Consider the following 18,743-nt stretch of genomic DNA (forward strand, 5'->3'; position numbering starts at 1 on the left):
CCGTGAACAGCCCTTTCGCCGAAGCCATCCTCAACGGCTCGCTCCTCCTCGCCATTCCGGTGGCGCTGCTGGCCGGACTGGTCTCCTTCCTGTCCCCCTGCGTCCTTCCGCTGGTTCCCGGCTACCTGGGGTATGTCACGGGGCTCAGCGGCGTTGACCTGGAGAAGCAGAAGCGCGGCCGGATGCTGGTGGGTATCGGGCTGTTCGTGCTGGGTTTCTCCGTGATCTTCGTCCTCCTCGGCGGTGCGTTCGGGCAGCTGGGCACCCTGATCACCGGCTCGCAGAATGCCTGGATCACCCAGGTGCTCGGCATCCTGGTGATCGTGATGGGCGTGGTGTTTATGGGCGGCTTCAGCTGGCTGCAGCGGGACGCCAAAATCCATGCCAAGCCACCGGCGGGGCTGTGGGGCGCACCGCTGCTGGGCCTCACGTTCGGTCTCGGCTGGGCCCCGTGCATCGGGCCCACCTATTCCGCGGTCCAGCTCCTGAGCCTCTCCGGCGGCTCGTCCGCCGCGAAGGGCGCCTTCCTGGCCTTCGTGTACAGCCTCGGGTTGGGCATCCCCTTCCTCCTGATTGCCCTGGCGCTCCGCCGCGGGATGGGCGTGATGGCGTTCTTCCGGAAGCACCGCCTCGCCATCCAGCGGATCGGCGGCGGCATCCTGGTGGTCCTGGGGCTGCTGATGGCCAGCGGCGTGTGGGGGACCTGGGTGACCGGGCTGCAGTACTGGTTCCAAACCGACGTGAAGTTGCCGATCTGATGAGCGAGCGTGTGAACGTAGACAAGAAGTCCCCTGCCCCGGTGGCCGGCGCCAAAGTATCAGAGGCCAAGGCGGAAGCGACGCTGCCTGCGCTGGGGCCGATGGGCATGCTCCGCTGGGCCTGGACCCAGCTGACCAGCATGCGCACCGCACTGTTCCTGCTGCTGCTCCTCGCCGTCGCGGCCGTCCCGGGCTCACTGTTTCCGCAGCGGCCGGCCAACCCGTCCGTGGTCACGCAATACATCAAGGACAACCCGGACTACGGGCAGCTGCTGGACACCCTGCAGCTGTACGACGTCTACTCCTCGGCCTGGTTCTCGGCCATCTACCTGCTGCTGTTCATTTCCCTGATCGGCTGCGTGGTGCCCCGCGCTATCGCCCACTACAAGGCCATGCGCTCCCAGCCGCCGCGCACCCCCAAACGCCTGTCCCGCCTCCCGGAGTACGGCACGCTGGTCATTCCGTCCGACGCCGGGATCCCGGCGTCGGAGGCCATCACCAGCGCTGCGGGAGTGCTGAAGAAGCGCGGCTACCGCGTGGAGGTCCGGGACAGCGGCGGCGAGCGTCCCTCGCTGGGCGCCGAGCGCGGCTTCACGAAGGAAGTGGGAAACCTGGTTTTCCACACGTCCCTGATCGGGGTTCTGGTGTCCGTCGCCATCGGCGGCCTGTTCGGCTACAGCGGACAGCGGATCCTGGTGGAGGGCGACACGTTCGTCAACACCCTGGTGGGCTACGACCAGTTCACCCCCGGCACCAACTTCCAGTCCAACCAGCTCCAGCCCTACTCAGTGCAGCTGGACAAGTTCGACATCACTTTCGACCGCGAGTCGGAGGGCAAGGAAGGCCAGCCCATCGACTTCTCAGCCGCGGTAACCACCAAGGAAAACCCGGACGCTCCGGCGCAGCAGGAAATCCTGAAGGTCAACGATCCCGTCACACTGGGCGGCACCAGCATCTACCTCACCGGCAACGGCTACGCGCCCGTGGTGACCATCCGGGACGGCGACGGAAACGTGGCCATGCAGGGACCTGTGGTGGCCAAGCTGCAGGGGGACAACTACTACTCCTCGGTGGTGATCAAGGTTCCGGACGCCAAGCCGGACCAGCTGGGCTTCGCCGGCTTCTTCCTGCCCACGGCCTTCATCTCCAACGAGGGAATTTCCTTCAGCGGCGATCCCGAACTCTTCAACCCGCAGCTGACGTTGAACTCCTACTACGGCGACCTGGGCCTGGACGACGGCTCCCCGCAGAACGTCTTCGAACTGGATGTCCAGGACCTAACACCCCTGAACGCGAGGAACCTGGACGCCGGCGGCATCACCCTTGCCCCCGGAAGCAGCTACACCCTTCCCGACGGCAAAGGCACCATCAGCTTCGACGGCGTCAAGCGCTACATCGGCGTGGACATCCACCACAATCCCGGCCAGCTCTACGCCCTGATCTTCGCGCTCCTCGCGGTGGTCGGCCTGATCCTGTCCCTCTACGTCAACCGCCGCCGCGTATGGGTCCGCACCGGCACCCACGCCGACGGCCGCACGATGGTGGAGTACGGGCTCCTTGCCCGCGGCGAGGACCACCGGCTTGCCGCCGAAGCCGAAGCCGTCAGGAAGCTGCTGTCCGGGGAATGGCACCTGGACCCTGACCCGGATCCCACCGGGTCCTTCCAAGAAACTCCCAGCAGCGCGCGCGATAATAGCGCGGGCCCTGCCGCAAAGGCAGGCTCAGCCACCACCCCAGCAGGCCCCACCGGGCCCGAAAAGGATCAGTAATGCCGTACGGAATCAACGAAACCATGGGCCAGTACAGCGAGCTCTTTATGCTGCTGGCTGCGGGGACCTACACGGTGGCATTCATCGCTTTCGCCTGGGACCTGGCCAAGAGCAGCAAGGCACTGCGCGCCATCGACCTTAAGGCGGCGCAGGCAGAAGAAGAGCCCGCGCGGGTGCCGGTAGGCGCCAACGCGGGAAGCCGCAGCGAGTCCCAGCTCGCCGGGCCGGCGGGCAGGGCTGAACGGCCGACGTCGTCCTCTGCCCGGTCAGCAAGCAACGGCGCCGGGGGAGGCATCACCGCCGACGCCGACATGCGGTACGCAGCCGAGCGGCGCGCGCCCGCCCGGGTGGCCGTTGCCCTGACAGTCCTCGGTGCGCTGATCCACGGAGCCGGCGTGCTGACCCGTGCGCTGGGTGCGGGGCGGGTGCCCTGGGGCAATATGTACGAGTTCCTCACCACCGGCGCCTTCGTTGCTGCCGCCGTGTTCCTGCTGGTGCTGATCCGCCGCGACCTGCGCTTCCTCGGCACGTTCGTGGTGGGCCTGGTGATCATCATGCTGGTAGCCGCCTCCGTGGCCTACTGGACACCGGTGGGCCACCTCGTCCCGGCGCTGCAGAGTTACTGGCTGATCATCCATGTGTCCATCGCGGTGCTTTCCTCGGCCCTGTTCACCCTGACGTTTGCGATGTCGGCGCTGCAGCTCGTCCAGGCGCGCCGGCTGAGGACGGTTGCCGCGGGTGGTGCCGACAAGCTGGGCTTTATGCGCCTGGTGCCGTCCGCCCTGAGCCTCGAGAACCTGTCCTACCGCATCAACGCCATCGCCTTCATCGGCTGGACCTTCACCCTGATGTTCGGGGCCATCTGGGCTGAAAAAGCCTGGGGCCGTTTCTGGGGCTGGGACACCAAGGAAGTGTGGACGTTTGTCATCTGGGTTGTTTACGCAGGCTACCTGCACGCCAGGGCAACGCGGGGCTGGACCGGCACCAGGGCTGCCTGGCTGTCAATCGTGGGATACCTCTGTGTCATCTTCAACTTCACTATTGTCAACCAATTCTTCAACGGGCTGCATTCGTACTCAGGACTCTGAACAGGAGTTTCTCACTAACGCCAGCGGTACGGCGGCAGAATAACGATCGGCGCGGCAAATAGGGCTGTTCGCGGTCAAGCCGTGATGCTACGTTGGTGACGTTCGCCGGTAATGAAGCTTGCAGGCGAAACGTTAGCTTTGCCGAGGTCCCCATGAACTACGTTCTCGCCATTGATGTCGGGACAAGTTTCACTGCTGCCGCCATTGCCCGGCTTGATCAAGGATCATCTCCTTCCCCCGAATGCCTTCCTTTGGGCCTTCGGGGAGCATCTGTGCCCTCGGTCATCTACTATCCGGAGGTTGGAACCATCCTGGTGGGGGAGGCGGCAGAACGCCGCGGCCTTGATTCCCCCGCAAGGGTAGTCCGCGAGTTCAAGCGCCGGGTCGGCGACTCGGTACCCATCTCCGTGGGCACGCTGTCCCTTCCCGCGGAGGATGTTTTCGCCACGATGGTGCGCTGGGTGGCGGACCGGGCCGAAGAGCGCGAGGGCGCGCCGCCGTCGGAAGTCGTCCTCACCCATCCCGCCGCCTGGGGTGGCCACCGCACCTCGGTAATCCGGGCGGCCATGGCCGCCCGGGGCCTGGAGAACGTCACCCTCATCGCTGAGCCTGAAGCGGCCGCCGTGTACTACGCCTCCCAGGTCCGGGTGGAAGAGGGCAGCACCATTGCGGTCTACGACCTCGGCGGAGGTACTTTCGACACCGCTGTCCTGAGGAAGGCAGGCACGGGCCGGTTCGAGTTGGTGGGACGCCCGGAGGGCATCGAAAACCTTGGCGGTGCCGACTTTGACGCCGAAGTGTTCCGTTACGTCGCCGGGCACACCGGAGATGTCCTCTCGAAACTTGACCCCGGGGATGCAGGGGTGCGCGGGGCCCTGGCACGGCTGCGGCGTGAGTGCGTGGAAGCCAAGGAGGCGCTCTCGGCCGACAGCGAGGCTACTATTTCCGTGCTTCTTCCCGGTGTCCAGCAACAGGTCCGCCTGGTCCGTTCGGAGTTCGAAGCACTGATCACGGATGCCGTCCGCGACACGGTGGATGCGCTGGAGCAGTCTTTAACCGGCATGGCACTGGAGCCGGCAGACCTTACCGCCGTGCTGCTCATTGGTGGATCATCGCGGATTCCGCTCGTGGCCCAGCTGATATCGGAACAGCTGGACCGGCCCCTGGCCGTCGACGCCGATCCGAAGTCATCCATATGCATGGGCGCCGCAGTTTCGGCTGTCTTGGCACGTGCAGAAGTCCCCGAAGCCGGGGAATCGGCGGCGGGGGCGGCGGCCGTGGAAGCCGGCTTCACCGCCGTCGGGCTTCCTGCAGACCCTGCCGGGCACGTTCCCGAACGCCGGGCCAGCTGGTCGCGGAAGGGTGCGTCCCCGGCGGGTGCGGTGGCCGCGGGGGCGGCCCACGGGCATGGCCACGGGGGCGCGCATGCTCCGAAGCCGGCGGTCCGGGTGACTGCCATCGCAGCTGCTGCGGCATTGTTTTCAGTCCTCACGGCAACAGCGGCGCAGAGCCCGGAAGGCTTCGGCAACCTGACCGCAATGTTCATTCCAGATGCCGAGGCTGCGGACGGCACGGATCAGGGAACTGCTCCCGGCCCGGGTAATCCAGGCGGCGGCAGTGGAGCAGGCCAGGGAGCCGCGGCGGCTGCCGGGGTGCCCGTAGCAGGCATAGAAGCAGGCGCGAACCAAAAGGCAGCGCCTGTGGGCGGGCCGGGACTGAACGTGGCGGCCTCGCCCACCAGCCGCCCCTCATCTGGCGGGACAGGCGCAAGCCCAACCGGTGGTGCGGCTGCCGACGGTTCCGGAACCACAGGTGCTGCGGCCGGCGGAGCAGCTGCCGGGCCGCAGGATCCTGCCGGGACGACTGGCCCTCTCACGGGCGACACGACCGGACCAGGGACCCCTGCCCCCGGTACTACCGCCCCAGGTACTCCCTCAACTGAACCTCCGCCACCTCCCGTGGCGACCGAAGAACCGCCCCCACCGACTCCCGTGACGGAACAACCGCCGCCGGTGACGGAAGAACCGCCGCCGGTGACGGAAGAACCGCCGCCGGTGACGGAACAGCCGCCGCCTCCTCCGGCAACTGAGGTGCCGACGCCTGTGACCGAAGGGCCGCCACCGGCGACCGAGCCCCCGGTTACTGTGTCAGCTACCGAGACGTCTCCCGCTCCACCACCGGTGACGACCTCCGAGCCGGCGGTCTAGGATGACTGGTCACCAAACCCGCGAGGAAGTGCATGGATTTCTGCAGCCGGACCTGAACCACCAGGGCCAAACGCCCCGCGCTGCCGAGCAGATGGCCCGGCAGCTCAAGGGTGAGAACGCTGCGGTGCGCGAGCTTCTGCTGGCGCTGTCGGTGGGTTTCGCGTTGCCCGGGCCCCTACCGGCAGAGCTGCAGCGGAAGATTGACTGCGGCGAGGTGGAAAGCGTTGACGCCCTGGTGGAGCGGGCCGAGTCCGCAGGCCTGCTCTCACCGGATGGAAGCGTCGTGGGACCAGCCCAGCATGCACTGTTGAACGTAGCCCCCACTGCGAGAGTTCACGCACTCCAGCGCGAACTTGTCACGCTATACGTCGCGGACCGCCAGCCGTGGGTGGACTTTGCCCGCGGGCTGGCCCGGGGTGGCCTGGCGGATCCCCGGGTTGCCGCCGAGCTGGAGCACGCGGGCGACAAGGCCTTGGAGCATGACCCCGCCCTGGCTGCCCAGCTCTACGACGAAGCTTTATTGGCAGGAGCGGACGAAATGGAAACCGCCGCACGGCGTGCCCAGGCCTCCGCAGCCGACGGGGATCTCGACACCGCCGCACGCACCATTGACACCCTGCTGGTATGTCCGGATCCTCCCGACGTCCTGCGCGGGGTGGACGTAGCGTCAGCAGTCTGGGCGCAGCGGGGAATGCTGGCAAGCAGTGCTGAGACCTACAGCTGGCTGGGTGCCTCCAGGTTGGGGCGGTCGGCGCCACTGGCCGCAGTGGCCCTGATTGGCTGCGGCAACCGGTCCGCGGCCGAGTCGCTGTTCCGGCCGAATTTGCCCCCGGTGTCTCCCACGCTGCTGGCCGCCGCGCTGGCCCAGACCGGAAAGGGCATCCTTGAGTCGTTGGCGCAGGATCCGCAGCAAGCGCTCCCGTTGCTGATCCATGCCTCGGACATGCTCAATGCAACTGGTATTGCGCTTCCCCTTCCGGACACTCCGGCCGCTCTTGCCGCGCTGGTGGCCCTGCACAGTGGAGAGCCGCAGTTGGCGGAAACCATATGCCGGTCTGCCGCTGGCGCAGGCCAGGGCGGTAACGCCGCAGGACCACGGCTTTTCCTGCTTCAGGCCTGGTCGGCCATGCAGCAGGACAAACTTGAAGACGCCAGGCTCGCGATCAATGAGGCGTCGAAGGCCAACCACTGGCCCTTGGTGCCGAGGGATGAGTTCCTGCGGGCCGCACTGGAAGTGGGTCTTGCCCGACGGAACGGCGAGATAGCCGAACTTGTTATGGCCTGGGAGCGGGCACGTGAAGCAATGCTGCACACTTCCGTGGACCTGTACAGCCTCCTGCCATGGGGGGAGTTGATGATTGCCGCCGCCCGGCTGCGGGAAACCCGCCGCGTGGCGCATTACCTCGATGAGGCAAAACAACTGCTGGCCCGCCTTGGTAATCCACCCTTGTGGGCAGTGCCCTTCCACTGGGCGGCCGTGCAGGCAGCGCTGCTTGGCGAGAGCCCCGCAGAGCTGGCCCCGCATGCTGCAGCCCTCGCGCGGGCAGCCCAGCACAGCCACTTGGCCACCATGCTGGCCGCAGCGGGCAAAGCCTGGGTCTCTGTGCTGGCCGGCAGGTTCCAGACCGCGGACGTGGAAGTGGCAGCCCGGGGCCTGGGCAGGGTGGGAATGCCCTGGGAAGGTGCCAGGCTTGCGGGGCACGCCGCTGCCCGGGCAGAAGAGCGGAAGGACATGGTGCGTCTGCTGTCCTGCGCAAGGGACCTTCACCCCCAGGGCAATACAGCAGGGAATGGAACCTCCGGGGGGACGGACCCGCGCAACCCATCCGCTGCCGAGTCGACGAACAGCGTGCAGCCGGGCGGCTCGGGGCTGAGCGAGCGGGAAAAGGAAGTGGCCCGGCTGGTGCTTGAGGGCAAGACATATCGTGAGATCGGAGAGGCCATTTACATCTCTCCCAGGACTGCCGAACACCACATCGCCCGCATGCGCCGCCGCCTTGGCGCTGAAAACCGCTCGGATTTGCTGGCCAGGCTGCGTCTGGCGTTGGGCACCGAAAACCCCGAACAGGAATAACCCCTAGTACCCCTAACAACAGGTCCGTACGTTCCCCGGCAAGGGAACCGCCGGTAGGGGGAAACGGCCCGATGCCCGGTCCTCGAAGGGAACCGTACGTTTGATTCAAGCCCGGCAACGCAGCCTGGCGATCCGCATCCTAGAGAAGACTGAGGACCATCAAATGACACTCGCAAACGATCTCGTCCAGTTCCTGATGCACCTCTTTGGCGACCGCCAGGCGGCCCAGGACTTCCTGGATAATCCGGAGAAGGTTCTGGATGACCACGGCCTGGGCAAGGTTTGCTCAGCTGACGTTGACGCCGCAATGCCGGTGGTCCTGGACTACGCCCCCGTCACGGTCAACGCCTCCCGGTTCGACCGGGAGTACAACACCGGCGGCAACAGTGCCCGCACTGATGACAACGGCGGCGGCGGCAGCACCGGCGGCGGAAACAGCGGCGGGGGGCATCATGGGGGCGGAAACGGCGGAGGAAACAACGGCGGCGACGATCACGCCCATGCCGTCCAGCAGCTGCACCACGTTGTGAACAACTACTCCTACACCTCCACGGTGGACGACCGGGACACCATCACGGACCAGTCCGTCAACCAGAACATCTGGGCTGACGGCGACGTGGAGCAGTGGTTCGACAACGACTCCGTAGTCGCGTCCGGTGACCGCGCCATCGCCGCCGGCGACGATGCGGATGTTGAAGACTCCAACAACATCGAGGATTCCTACAACACGGACAACTCCACGGATAACTCGAAGGACAGCTCCATCAACGCCGGCCGGGATGCCACCGTTGGCAACGAGCGTACGGATATCAACGACTCGTTCAATACCGATGTCGATCTGGACGCTGACATCCAGGATTCGTTCAACGACAACTCCGACAACCGCGAGGACAACTCGACCACCATCGACGTCCGCGACTCCGGCAACGATAACTCCCTGAATGATGTCGGCAACACGGAAATTGAGCTTGAAAACGTCGGCAACGAGACGACCGAGCTTGAAAATGTCGGCAACGAGACGACCGAGCTGGAAAACGTCGGCAACGAGAACAGCGAGCTTGAAAACGTTGGCAATGAGGAGACCAACATCGAGCTCGAAAATGTGGCCAACCAGAACACTGAGCTGGAAAACTTCAACAACACCGATGAGTCTGTAGAAATTGGCGACGTCGAAGCCGAATTCACCAGCATCGATGAGTCGCTTATCGTCAGTGACAACGAGTTCGATGTCACTACCGCGGTCGCCGGTGACGACGCAGAAGCGGAAAGCTAATAGTCCTGGGGGACCAGAAGTGCCCGGCAGGAGGCGCAAACCTCCCGCCGGGCATTTCGTGGGCCCGAACGTCCCATTTCTCGAGACATGAAGTAAGGACATGCTGTGGCGGAAGCAGGACAGGCAAGACCCTCAGCACCGATGACGGCGGCTCAACTCGTACGACTGGTGCAACAAGGCCTCGAATTGGTGGGCACTGGAGACCGCGCCGACCTCCGCAAACGCCTGGACCAGGCGATGGGAAGGCTGGAGGATCCAAGCATCCGGGTCATCGTCGTCGGCGAATTCAAGCAAGGCAAAAGCAAGCTCATCAATGCGCTGGTGACCGCTCCGGTCTGTCCTGTCGATGACGACATCGCAACCTCTGTCCCCACCGTGGTCCGCTACGGAGACCCGGCCTCGGCTGCCATCCTGGTTCCCAGGGCCGGCGCGGACCCCGGCGACGAAGCCGGCGTCGAGCGCCAATCCGTTCCCATAGCTGACCTGGCCAGCTATGTCTCCGAGCGGGGCAACCCCGGCAACAGCAAAAAGCTTGTGGCAGGGGAGGTGTACCTGCCCCGGAAAGTACTGATGGGCGGCCTCACCGTCATCGACTCCCCGGGCGTGGGGGGACTGAACTCGTCACACACCCTGACCACCCTTACTGCCCTCCCCACCGCAGACGCCATGCTGCTGGTTTCGGACGCCTCCCAGGAGTACACGGAACCGGAGTTGCGCTTCCTGCGCCAGGCCATGAGGATCACCCCCAGCGTTGTGGGTGTCCTGTCCAAGACAGACCTCTATCCGGACTGGCGGCACGTCGAGGAGATCGACCGGGGGCACCTTGCCCAGGTGGCCGCCGACATTCCGCTTTTTTCGGTCTCTTCCGACCTTCGCTTGGAAGCGGCACGGCTGCAGGACGGCGAGCTGAACGCGGAGTCGGGCTTCCCGGTGCTGATGACCCACATCCGCCAGGAGATTGTGGGCAAGGCCGAACGCCTCCAGCGGCGCTCGGTCAGCCAGGACCTGCTCTCCGTGTGCGAGAACCTGCGGTTGTCGCTGCAGTCAGAGCTTGAAGCCCTCGAGAATCCCGAACGGACGCCGCAGATGATCGCCGGCCTCGAGGCGGCCCGGGCTGAGGCTGACGACCTGCGCAAACGCTCCGCGCGGTGGCAGATCACGCTGAACGACGGCATCAGCGACCTCATTGCAGACATGGAGTATGACCTTCGGGACCGCTTGCGGCGGATTCAGCGGGAAGGTGAAACCGCCATCGACCAGGGCGATCCCGGGCCGGCCTGGCCCGAGTTCTCCAAGTGGCTGGAGGAATGCGCCGCTGCCGCCATCTCGGACACCTTTGTGTGGACCAACGAGCGGGCGCAGTGGCTGGCGGCCCAGGTTGCCGAGCACTTCGCTGCCGAGGAGGTGACGTTGCCCGTCCTGCACGTCTCGGACACGGGAGATGCACTGGACCCCGTGGACGACATGCCAACCCTCGACGACGGGCGGATCAACTCCGCGCAAAAGGTGCTGATCGGCATGCGCGGCTCCTACGGCGGCGTGCTGATGTTTGGCCTTCTGACGGGCATCTTCGGCATGGCCCTGATCAATCCCCTCTCCGTCGGTGCCGGCCTGTTGCTGGGGCGCAAGGCCTACCGGGAGGACAAGGAGGCCCGGCTCAAGCGCAGGCAGAGCGAAGCGAAGGCCCTGGTACGGCGGCAGTTGGACGACGTCACCTTCCAGGTGGGCAAGCAGTTGAAGGACCGGCTGCGCCTGGTGCAGCGCTCCACCCGTGACCACTTCACGGAGATCGCGGACGAGCACCACCGTTCACTGGCTGATTCCGTTGCCGCAGCCCAAAAAGCCGCCACAACGTACGCGTTGAAAAAGGACGTGCGCATCCGCGAGATCAAGGCAGAACTGAAAAATGTTGATGCCCTGTCCCGGGCTGCGGAAGCAGTGGCTGCCGAAGTAGCCTCGGGGGCAGCCAAACACCCCCGCACTTCCGGCCCGAAGACTTCCGGCCCATCAGCTGGGGGCCCGAACGCTTCCGGCCCAAGCACTTCCGGCCCGGACAGCCCAGGCCCTGCAAGCGGTGCAGCGCGCATGGGAGCGGCGCCGTCCTCGGCTGTGGCGGCGGTGGGATGACAGCGTCAACCCTCGCGGAAGCGGCGGACCTCGTCCAGGAGGCGTTGGAGGTCTACCGTGAAGATCCTGCAGCTGTGGCAGCGCTGCAGGGGTATGCCAAAAGGCTTGCCGAACCACTTCGGATTGCCGTGGCCGGGATGGTGAAGGCCGGAAAGTCCACCCTACTGAACGCCATCCTCGGTGAGGAGATAGCGCCCACGGACACGGGGGAGTGCACACGGATCGTCACCTGGTACCGCTACGGTCATACCCCCAGGATCACGCTTCACCCCGTGGAGGGCGAACCGCGCAGCCTGCCGGTCAAACGCGTGGACGGCCGCCTCGTTTTTGTGCTGGGCAGCATGCAGGCCCACGAGGTGGACCGGCTGGAGGTGGAGTGGCCGTCACCGGGCCTGCGGGACATGACGCTGATCGATACCCCGGGCATTGCATCGCTCTCAGAGGATGTGTCCGCCCGGTCCACAAACTTCCTGACGCCGGCTGATACCCCCTCAGAGGCCGACGCCATCATCTATCTGATGCGCCACATGCACGCCTCCGATCTGCGGTTCCTCGAATCGTTCAAGGACACCGAGGCCGGGAGGTCCGGCACTGTCAATGCCCTGGCGGTCCTCTCCCGGGCAGATGAGGTGGGGGCCGGACGGATTGATTCACTCCTCTCCGCCGGCGAGGTGGCCGAAAGATACCGCCGGGACCACAGCCTGCGGAAGCTGGCGTTGGGGGTGGTCCCGGTCGCCGGGCTCCTGGCCCAAAGCGCCCGGAGCCTGCGCCAGTCCGACTTTGAGGCGCTGCAGCTGCTGGCCGGGATGGAGCGGGCAGCGCGGGAAAAGCTGCTGCTCTCGGCGGACCGGTTCCTGCGCTCGGCCGGCCCGGAAGGACTGACGACGGCGGCGCGCGCCTTTCTGCTCGAAAGGTTTGGTCTGTTCGGCATCCGCCTGGCAGTGGTGCTGCTCCGCAATGGCTTTGCCGAGCCCACCCCCCTGGCGCACGAACTCGCCCGGCGCAGCGGACTGGATCCGCTGATGGAGATGCTGGGGCGCCAGTTCCAGGCCCGTGCCGGGGCGCTCAAGGCCAGGACGGCTTTGGTGGGGGTGGAGACCCTGCTGCGGACAACACCGAGGGAGGGGACAGGGCATCTGGCCGCCGCCCTCGAACGGCTGCAGGTCAACGCCCACGAATTCCGTGAACTGCGGCTGCTGGCGGTTCTGCGGACCACAGGCGTACCGCTGGATCCGGAACTGGCCAACGAAGCCGAGGGGCTCATCGGAGGATGGGGCGCCTCGTCACACGTCCGTCTCGGCCTCGACGCTGATGCGGGTGCGGAACAGCTGGGGACGGAAGCCCGCCGCTACCTGGAGCGGTGGCGGGCAGTGGCGGAAAACCCGCTGACCGACCGCTCCGCCCTTGATGCCTGCCGGGTGGTCATCCGCAGCTGCGAGGGTGTCGTTGCCCAGTGTGCGTTGCAACCGGCCAAACTGCCCGTGTGAGGCACTGACAACAGCCTAGGTCCGGCCCGACTTCAGCCACGCGTTGGCGGAAGGCACAAAGAACAGCACCAGCCCAAGGAGCGCCAGCAGGAGCTGGAGTCCCCAGAGCAGCACCACGTAACTGCCGGCGTCGCCTTCGGGCACAAGGAAAACGGCCGCCACCGCCAGGACCAGGACGTGTCCGGCCAGGAGCGGCAAAAGAGCCCAGCGTGCCCAGCCCTGCCGGCCCATCACGACGCCGAGCATCGCCGCCTCGAGCAGCATCACCAGGAGGACAGCCCCGCCACTGCCCCAGAAGACGATGCCCGTGGCCGCGGTGACGGCTTCGGCGTCCCCGCCGGGGGCCATCTGCTCCACCACCGTGCGGAGCCGTTCAAGATGGGAGTCGCGGGTGAGGAAGGACCCCGCCAGGACCGCGAGCCCGGCCACAAAACTGAGCAGCCAGAGGGTCCGCGCAGTCCGGACGCTCCGCGGAGCCGCCGGGATGACGGCTATGGGGGCGGGCGTGGAATAGGACAGCCCCGGCCTGGGCGGCGGCGCCGGCGGACCTGAGGGCGAAGGCGGGGCTGCAGCCCCTTGGGACGTGGTGCGCAGCCGGTCTTCTCCGTCAGGTTCCTGAGCCATACGCCCTACTTCAGTCCGTCGGTATCGTGCTCGTCGGTCTCGTGCTTGTCCCTGCCGCTGCCCTTGGCGTCGTCGTCTTTCGCCTTGGCATCCAGGTCTTCCTTGAGCTTCTTGAGCCGTTCCTCCTCCGCCTGGTGGCGACGGCGGGCCTCAAGGTTGCGGAGGAAGTCCGGATCGTCGTCCGGGGCGGCGGGAGGACGCTGGCTCTGCTGCCGGGCGGAAGACGCGCGGGGCCGGCCGATCAGGAGCCAGAGAATGGCGCCCACTACCGGCAGGACAATCATGACCACGATCCAGGCCGGCTTGGAAATACCCCGGGTAAGGCGTCCATCAGTGCGGATCACATCCACGAGGCCATACACAAAGATGACGAGGACTGCGACGGCCAAAGCCACACGGAGGAGCATGCCATCAAGTCTATCGTCAGGAGGCGCAGGGGCCTCGGGCGGGAGGCGGCTAAACTGGAATAGTGGCCTTTTTGAAATATTCCCTGATCCGCCTGGCTCTGTTCGCCCCCCTGTTTGCAGTCTTTATGCTCCTCCAGCTGGGCGCGCTGATGTCGGTCATCTGCGCGGCACTGATCGCCTTCGCCGTGAGCTACCTTTTCTTCCAGAAGCAGCGGGACGAGGCAGCCGCGGCCATTCACCAGCGTTTCTCCGGCAAGGCCAAGCCGATCCGTTCAGCAGGTGAAGCCCAGGACGCGCACGCGGAGGACTCGCTCCTGGACGCCCATCCGGACATCGCCATCAGCAACGATGCCAAGGACCCCAAGCGCCCCTAAGCCAAGGGCCGCGCAGCCCCGGTGCCAGCGGCACCGGCAGCCCTAGAAGCCGTGGCTCAGCACCAGGCCCAGTGAGAACAGCAGGCTGTAGCCGAGGTTGATCAGGCCGGTCTGCTTCAGGACCGGGATCAGGCTCTTGCGCTTGCGGCCGTTGATCATCAGCCACGCGGGCATCAGGCAGGCCGGAATCAGCAGCAGCACGATCAGCATCCACGGCCGCCCCGGCGCAAGGATCACCACCAGCATGATGGCCACGGCGAGCATCAGCACGTAGCTCTCCCGCGCGTGCTTGTCGCCGAGCCGCACGGCGAGGGTCTTCTTGCCGGCCTGCATGTCCGTGGGGATGTCCCGGACGTTGTTGGCCATCAGCAGCGCCGTGGCGATCAGGCCCGTACCGATCGCTCCAATGATGGCCGGCAGGTTGATCTGCCCCGCCTGTGTGTACGTGGTGCCCAGCGTTGCCACCAGCCCGAAGAACACAAACACAAAAACGTCGCCCAGTCCCATGTAGCCGTACGGGTTCTTGCCGCCCGTGTAGCCCCAGGCCGCCATCACGCAGCCGAGCCCCACCAGGATCAGCCACCAGCTCTGGGTGATCACCACCAGGACCAGCCCGAAGACCATGGCGGCAGCAAACGCACCGAAGGCTGCCCGCTTAACATGCTCCGGGCTGGCGGCTCCCGAACCCACCAGGCGGAGCGGGCCCACCCGGTCGTCGTCAGTTCCGCGGATACCGTCCGAGTAGTCGTTGGCGAAGTTCACGCCCACCTGGAGCAGGAGGGCCACCAGCGCCGCGAGGATGGCGTTGAAGAGCAGGAACGAATCCATTTCATAGGCAGCCGCGGAGCCGATCAGTACCGGCGCGATCGCGGCCGGCAGTGTTCGGAGCCGGGCGCCTTGGATCCATTGTGCGGCTGTAGCCACGGTCAGTACCTCGCGTTACTTTGGGGAAGGCGGCAGGATGGGGCCCTGCCGGGTGGTGCAGGTCTACTTTACTTTCCCTGGTGCAGGGCGTTGAGTTCGGCGGCCATGGCCAGCCGGTCGGGTTTGCCGTTGGGCAGCATCAGCAGGGAGGATGCAGCCAGCACGGTTTTAGGCGCGAGGATCCCCAGCGTCCGGTGCCATTCCTGTGCAAGGACGGCTCCGTGTTCCCCGCTGGTCGGAGAGCCCGCACGCCCGTCGGTGCCCCGCGGCGGCCCGGCCAGTGCGACGTAAGCCGCCACGGCCTGGCCCCATTCCGCAGACGGCACGCCGGCTACAAAAGCCGCGGCCACGCCGTGGGACTTTTCCAGCTCCTCCTGGACGTGGGCGGCCGAAACCTTGATCCCGCCGGTGATGATCACGTCGTCGGCGCGGCCCAGGACGGTGAGCCGGCCGTCATCGTCGATGCTGCCGAGGTCGCTGGTGCGGTACCAGCGCACGCCGTCCTCCTCGAAGAAGGTGGCGCCATCCTCGTCCGGCGCTTCCAGGTAGCCGGCGGCGATGGTGTCGCCTCCCAGCAGGATGCGGCCGTCCTCCTCGACGCGGACGGACACCCCTTCGAGCGGGAAGCCGTCGTAGACGCAGCCGCCGCAGGATTCGGCGGAACCGTAGGTGGTGATGACCCGGACACCGGCATTCGTTGCGGCGGCCAGCAGCGAGGCGGGTGCGGGCGCGCCGCCCAACAGGACGGCGTTAAAGCGGCGAAGGACCGCAAGGGTCTCCGGGGCCGGTGAATCGAGCAGGCGCCGAAGCTGGGTGGGGACCAGCGACGTGAACCGGATCTTGTCCGTCAGTTCCTGTGCCGCCGCGGTGAAGGCTTCGGGCGTAAAGCCGCCGGACATGTCCATCACCCAGGGCCGGGTGCCCGCGAACAGCGAACGCACCAGGACCTGGACCCCTGCCACGTACTGGACGGGAAGCGCCAGGAGCCACTGGCCCTCGCCCTTGAGCGCCAAGGCAGTTGCCATCGAGGACGCGGCCAATGATTCCACTGTCAGGACGGTGGCCTTGGGCGTTCCGGTGGATCCGGAGGTGCGCACCACGGCAACGGCGTCATCGCAGCCGGGCGTTTCGAGGTGGCTCACTACCAGCGTGCCGTCTTCCTCGGAGAGTTCGACGGCGGGACCCTCGCCGTGGAGGGCGGCGGCCAGCGCCTTCAGTGCGGGGTCGATATCGAGGACGCCGGCGGCTCCGCCTGTGTCGAGCGGCTCGCTGTTTGCGACTTGCGTGTCTTGGGGTTCGGTGTTCATTGCCCGTCCTGCCTTAGAAGTAGTGCGGGAAGCTGGACCAGTCGGGGTCGCGTTTTTCCAGGAACGCTTCCTTCCCCTCCACCGCTTCATCTGTCATGTAAGCCAGCCGGGTGGCTTCACCTGCGAACACCTGTTGGCCGGCCAGGCCGTCGTCGGCAAGGTTGAAGGCGAACTTAAGCATCCTGATGGCCTGGGGCGACTGCCGTGCAATATCGGCCGCGTACTCCAGGGCCACCTCTTCGAGGCGTTCGTGGTCCACCGCCTCATTGACGGCCCCCATCCGGACCATGTCCTCTGCGGAATATTCGCGGGCCAGGAAAAAGATCTCCCGGGCGGCCTTCTGCCCGATCTGCCGTGCCAGCAGGGCCGAGCCGTAGCCGGCGTCGAAACTGCCGACGGTGGCGTCCGTCTGCTTGAACTTTCCGTACTGGCGGGAGGCGATGGTGAGGTCGGAGACCACGTGCAGGGAGTGCCCGCCCCCAGCCGCCCAGCCGTTGACGACGGCGACGACCACCTTGGGCATGGTGCGCATGAGCCGCTGCACCTCCAGGATGTGGAGCCTGCCTGCCCGCGCGGGATCGATGCTCTCCTGGGTCTCACCGTCGGCGTACCGGTAACCGTCCCGGCCCCTGATGCGCTGGTCCCCGCCCGAGCAGAAGGAGTGGCCGCCGTCCTTGGGGGAGGGGCCGTTGCCGGTCAGCAGCACGGTGGCAACATCGGGGGACATCCGGGCGTGGTCCATCGCGCGGTACAGCTCATCCACTGTTCCCGGCCGGAAGGCGTTGCGGACCTCGGGGCGGTTGAAAGCGATCCGCACCGTGGGCAGGTCACGCAGCCAGCCGCCGTCGGAATCCCGCTCCACCTGCCGGTGGTAGGTCATGTCCTGGAAGTCGTCAAAGCCAGACACAACACGCCAGCGGGTGGGATCGAAGACGTCGGACACCGAGGCGGGGATTTGGTTGCTCACCGTCCAAGTCTAGTAATCGGGGTCAGCTGATGCAGAACTCGTTGCCCTCGGGGTCAGCCATCGTGTGCCAGAAATGGGGCCCCTCGTTGGCTGTCCACAGGAACGTGGCGCCGCGGGCCTCAAGTTCGCGGCGCACCTCGTCCTTGTCCCGGCCCGCCAGGTTGATGTCCCAATGAACGCGGTTCTTGCCCGTCTTCCCCTCAGGCACCGTCTGGAAAAGAAGCCGCCGCTCCGGCGCTTTTGCTTCGAGTTCCTCAGGCGGCCGGATTGCGCAGCCGGTACGCCACACCAGCTTGCCGTTGTGCACGGTGGTCTGGTCTTCCGTGGCAAAACCCTGGTCAATCATGGAGCGGATGAAGCCCTCATCCTGCGGTTCCACCGCCCACTCCAGCGACTCGGCCCACCACGCGGCGAGGTAGTGCGGATCCCTGCAGTCGATGACAATCTGGATGTTCAGTCCCATCCCACCAAGGTACGTGGCCCGGGTACCGTGCAACAGGGGTTTGCAGGGCCTGGCACGCCGGGAGGAGGGGCTGGCCTCAGACCGGAACCTGCTCGAGTTGTTCGAAGAACTCCGGCGGGATGGCATAGATGAACACCACCGCCAGAAGGTTCTTCGCGGCATGGACAAAGTAGGCGAACATCAGGTTCTGGCCCGTCCAGACATACACAAACACCAGCGTTGCGCCCATGGCCAGGTAAGGCATCAGGACCGTGAGTGTCAGTTCCTCCTGCCCCACGATGTGCAGGGCGGCGAACAGCACCACGGACAGCACGCAGCACACCCAGATGTTCACCCGGCGGCTTAGCTTGCCAATCAGCAGGTGGCGGAAGATGAATTCCTCCACGAACGGGCCCACCACCACCAGCAGCGGAACCATCAGCCACGCCGGGACCTGCTGCATGAGGGCCTGGAGTCCGGCCTGGTTCTCCGAGGTTTCCACGTTGCCGCTGGCAGCCACCGCGATGGCGGAGAGGATCATCATGGCGACGACGGCGGCCGGGACCATCAGCAGCGTGAACCATGGACGGGTGGCCAGCACGCGCAGGTCGCGCCACACCACGCGGCGGGCAGCAACGAACGCCAATATGCCCACGGACGCATAAAAGAGCAGGTTGATCGCGTAGGAAGCAGCCGCAGGGGTGGGGGCAATCTGCCGCAGGAAGGGCGCGAGCAGATCCCCGGCCACGGTGAAGAACCCGGCCAGGGCCACGTAGAGAATCATCGCAACCACATCCAGGGCCGAAAACCTGTAGAGCTGTGGCTGTGGTGCGGGTGGTACCCGGTGTGCGGTGGCCATGGTTTCAGCCTATCGCCCGACTGCCCCACCGCACCGTTGCCCTATCACTTCTGGTT

Annotated in this window: 16 protein-coding genes; 9 read left to right on the top strand and 7 right to left on the bottom strand. The window is 66.1% G+C overall.

All coding sequences use genetic code 11. The features are described 5' to 3' along the window. The first annotated feature begins 2 nt into the window (after positions 1-2). From ACFVYC_RS10230 to ACFVYC_RS10265, 8 genes are all read left to right on the top strand, one after another. Complete coding sequence (locus ACFVYC_RS10230; protein WP_387549515.1) at positions 3-758, top strand: cytochrome c biogenesis CcdA family protein; 756 nt, start codon at positions 3-5, stop codon at positions 756-758. Then, positions 758-2,527, top strand: coding sequence for a cytochrome c biogenesis protein ResB (locus ACFVYC_RS10235; RefSeq protein ID WP_387549516.1), 1,770 nt, complete (start codon positions 758-760; stop codon positions 2,525-2,527). Before ACFVYC_RS10230 ends, ACFVYC_RS10235 begins: the two co-directional genes overlap by 1 nt. Further along, a complete protein-coding gene (gene ccsB / locus ACFVYC_RS10240; RefSeq protein ID WP_387549517.1) occupies positions 2,527-3,615 on the top strand; it encodes a c-type cytochrome biogenesis protein CcsB in 1,089 nt (362 codons plus the stop codon). The genes ACFVYC_RS10235 and ccsB overlap by 1 nt, the downstream gene beginning before the upstream one ends. 152 nt (positions 3,616-3,767) lie before the next feature. Continuing rightward, a complete protein-coding gene (locus ACFVYC_RS10245) occupies positions 3,768-5,822 on the top strand; it encodes an Hsp70 family protein (protein ID WP_387549519.1) in 2,055 nt (684 codons plus the stop codon). Between the two features lies 1 nt (position 5,823). Continuing rightward, complete coding sequence (locus tag ACFVYC_RS10250; RefSeq protein ID WP_387549521.1) at positions 5,824-7,896, top strand: LuxR C-terminal-related transcriptional regulator; 2,073 nt, start codon at positions 5,824-5,826, stop codon at positions 7,894-7,896. Between the two features lie 163 nt (positions 7,897-8,059). Beyond that, on the top strand, positions 8,060-9,169 hold the full coding sequence (locus ACFVYC_RS10255; RefSeq protein WP_387549523.1) for an IniB N-terminal domain-containing protein: 1,110 nt from the start codon (positions 8,060-8,062) through the stop codon (positions 9,167-9,169). A gap of 141 nt (positions 9,170-9,310) precedes the next feature. After that, positions 9,311-11,296 (top strand): dynamin family protein, encoded by a 1,986-nt coding sequence (locus tag ACFVYC_RS10260; protein ID WP_387549793.1) that lies wholly within the window; start codon positions 9,311-9,313, stop codon positions 11,294-11,296. Then, a complete protein-coding gene (locus tag ACFVYC_RS10265) occupies positions 11,293-12,783 on the top strand; it encodes a dynamin family protein (RefSeq protein WP_387549525.1) in 1,491 nt (496 codons plus the stop codon). Before ACFVYC_RS10260 ends, ACFVYC_RS10265 begins: the two co-directional genes overlap by 4 nt. 15 nt (positions 12,784-12,798) lie before the next feature. Here ACFVYC_RS10265 and ACFVYC_RS10270 read toward each other — a convergent pair whose 3' ends face one another. After that, positions 12,799-13,407 (bottom strand): hypothetical protein, encoded by a 609-nt coding sequence (locus tag ACFVYC_RS10270; RefSeq protein ID WP_387549526.1) that lies wholly within the window; start codon positions 13,405-13,407, stop codon positions 12,799-12,801. Positions 13,408-13,412: 5 nt separating this feature from the next. Further along, positions 13,413-13,814 carry a PLDc N-terminal domain-containing protein gene (locus tag ACFVYC_RS10275; protein ID WP_387549528.1) on the bottom strand — a complete coding sequence of 134 codons (402 nt, stop codon included), beginning with the start codon at positions 13,812-13,814 and terminating at the stop codon, positions 13,413-13,415. 62 nt (positions 13,815-13,876) lie between these two features. On the opposite strand from ACFVYC_RS10275, the gene ACFVYC_RS10280 reads away from it, so the two are divergent. Beyond that, positions 13,877-14,188: a DUF4229 domain-containing protein gene (locus ACFVYC_RS10280; RefSeq protein ID WP_387549530.1), complete on the top strand. Its 312-nt coding sequence runs from the start codon at positions 13,877-13,879 to the stop codon at positions 14,186-14,188. A gap of 42 nt (positions 14,189-14,230) precedes the next feature. Here ACFVYC_RS10280 and ACFVYC_RS10285 read toward each other — a convergent pair whose 3' ends face one another. The 5 genes from ACFVYC_RS10285 to ACFVYC_RS10305 form a co-directional block, all read right to left on the bottom strand. After that, positions 14,231-15,112: a 1,4-dihydroxy-2-naphthoate polyprenyltransferase gene (locus ACFVYC_RS10285; protein ID WP_387549532.1), complete on the bottom strand. Its 882-nt coding sequence runs from the start codon at positions 15,110-15,112 to the stop codon at positions 14,231-14,233. Between the two features lie 68 nt (positions 15,113-15,180). Continuing rightward, positions 15,181-16,419 carry an AMP-binding protein gene (locus tag ACFVYC_RS10290; protein WP_387549533.1) on the bottom strand — a complete coding sequence of 413 codons (1,239 nt, stop codon included), beginning with the start codon at positions 16,417-16,419 and terminating at the stop codon, positions 15,181-15,183. A 13-nt stretch (positions 16,420-16,432) separates the two neighbouring features. Further along, a complete protein-coding gene (locus ACFVYC_RS10295; RefSeq protein ID WP_387549535.1) occupies positions 16,433-17,386 on the bottom strand; it encodes a 1,4-dihydroxy-2-naphthoyl-CoA synthase in 954 nt (317 codons plus the stop codon). A 22-nt stretch (positions 17,387-17,408) separates the two neighbouring features. Then, positions 17,409-17,849, bottom strand: coding sequence for a VOC family protein (locus tag ACFVYC_RS10300; protein WP_387549537.1), 441 nt, complete (start codon positions 17,847-17,849; stop codon positions 17,409-17,411). Positions 17,850-17,925: 76 nt separating this feature from the next. Further along, positions 17,926-18,687 (bottom strand): CPBP family intramembrane glutamic endopeptidase, encoded by a 762-nt coding sequence (locus ACFVYC_RS10305; protein ID WP_387549539.1) that lies wholly within the window; start codon positions 18,685-18,687, stop codon positions 17,926-17,928. Positions 18,688-18,743 lie beyond the last annotated feature (56 nt).

The organism is Pseudarthrobacter sp. NPDC058329 (genome assembly GCF_042879835.1).
GTDB lineage: Bacteria > Actinomycetota > Actinomycetes > Actinomycetales > Micrococcaceae > Arthrobacter.

Coding starts and splice junctions, on each gene's coding strand:
- ACFVYC_RS10265 (WP_387549525.1), top strand. CDS start 11,293: ATGACAGCGTCAACCCTCGCGGAAGCGGCGGACCTCGTCCAGGAGGCG.
- ACFVYC_RS10305 (WP_387549539.1), bottom strand. CDS start 18,687: ATGGCCACCGCACACCGGGTACCACCCGCACCACAGCCACAGCTCTAC.
- ACFVYC_RS10255 (WP_387549523.1), top strand. CDS start 8,060: ATGACACTCGCAAACGATCTCGTCCAGTTCCTGATGCACCTCTTTGGC.
- ACFVYC_RS10275 (WP_387549528.1), bottom strand. CDS start 13,814: ATGCTCCTCCGTGTGGCTTTGGCCGTCGCAGTCCTCGTCATCTTTGTG.
- ACFVYC_RS10235 (WP_387549516.1), top strand. CDS start 758: ATGAGCGAGCGTGTGAACGTAGACAAGAAGTCCCCTGCCCCGGTGGCC.
- ACFVYC_RS10270 (WP_387549526.1), bottom strand. CDS start 13,407: ATGGCTCAGGAACCTGACGGAGAAGACCGGCTGCGCACCACGTCCCAA.
- ACFVYC_RS10245 (WP_387549519.1), top strand. CDS start 3,768: ATGAACTACGTTCTCGCCATTGATGTCGGGACAAGTTTCACTGCTGCC.
- ccsB (WP_387549517.1), top strand. CDS start 2,527: ATGCCGTACGGAATCAACGAAACCATGGGCCAGTACAGCGAGCTCTTT.
- ACFVYC_RS10260 (WP_387549793.1), top strand. CDS start 9,311: ATGACGGCGGCTCAACTCGTACGACTGGTGCAACAAGGCCTCGAATTG.
- ACFVYC_RS10300 (WP_387549537.1), bottom strand. CDS start 17,849: ATGGGACTGAACATCCAGATTGTCATCGACTGCAGGGATCCGCACTAC.
- ACFVYC_RS10250 (WP_387549521.1), top strand. CDS start 5,824: ATGACTGGTCACCAAACCCGCGAGGAAGTGCATGGATTTCTGCAGCCG.
- ACFVYC_RS10290 (WP_387549533.1), bottom strand. CDS start 16,419: ATGAACACCGAACCCCAAGACACGCAAGTCGCAAACAGCGAGCCGCTC.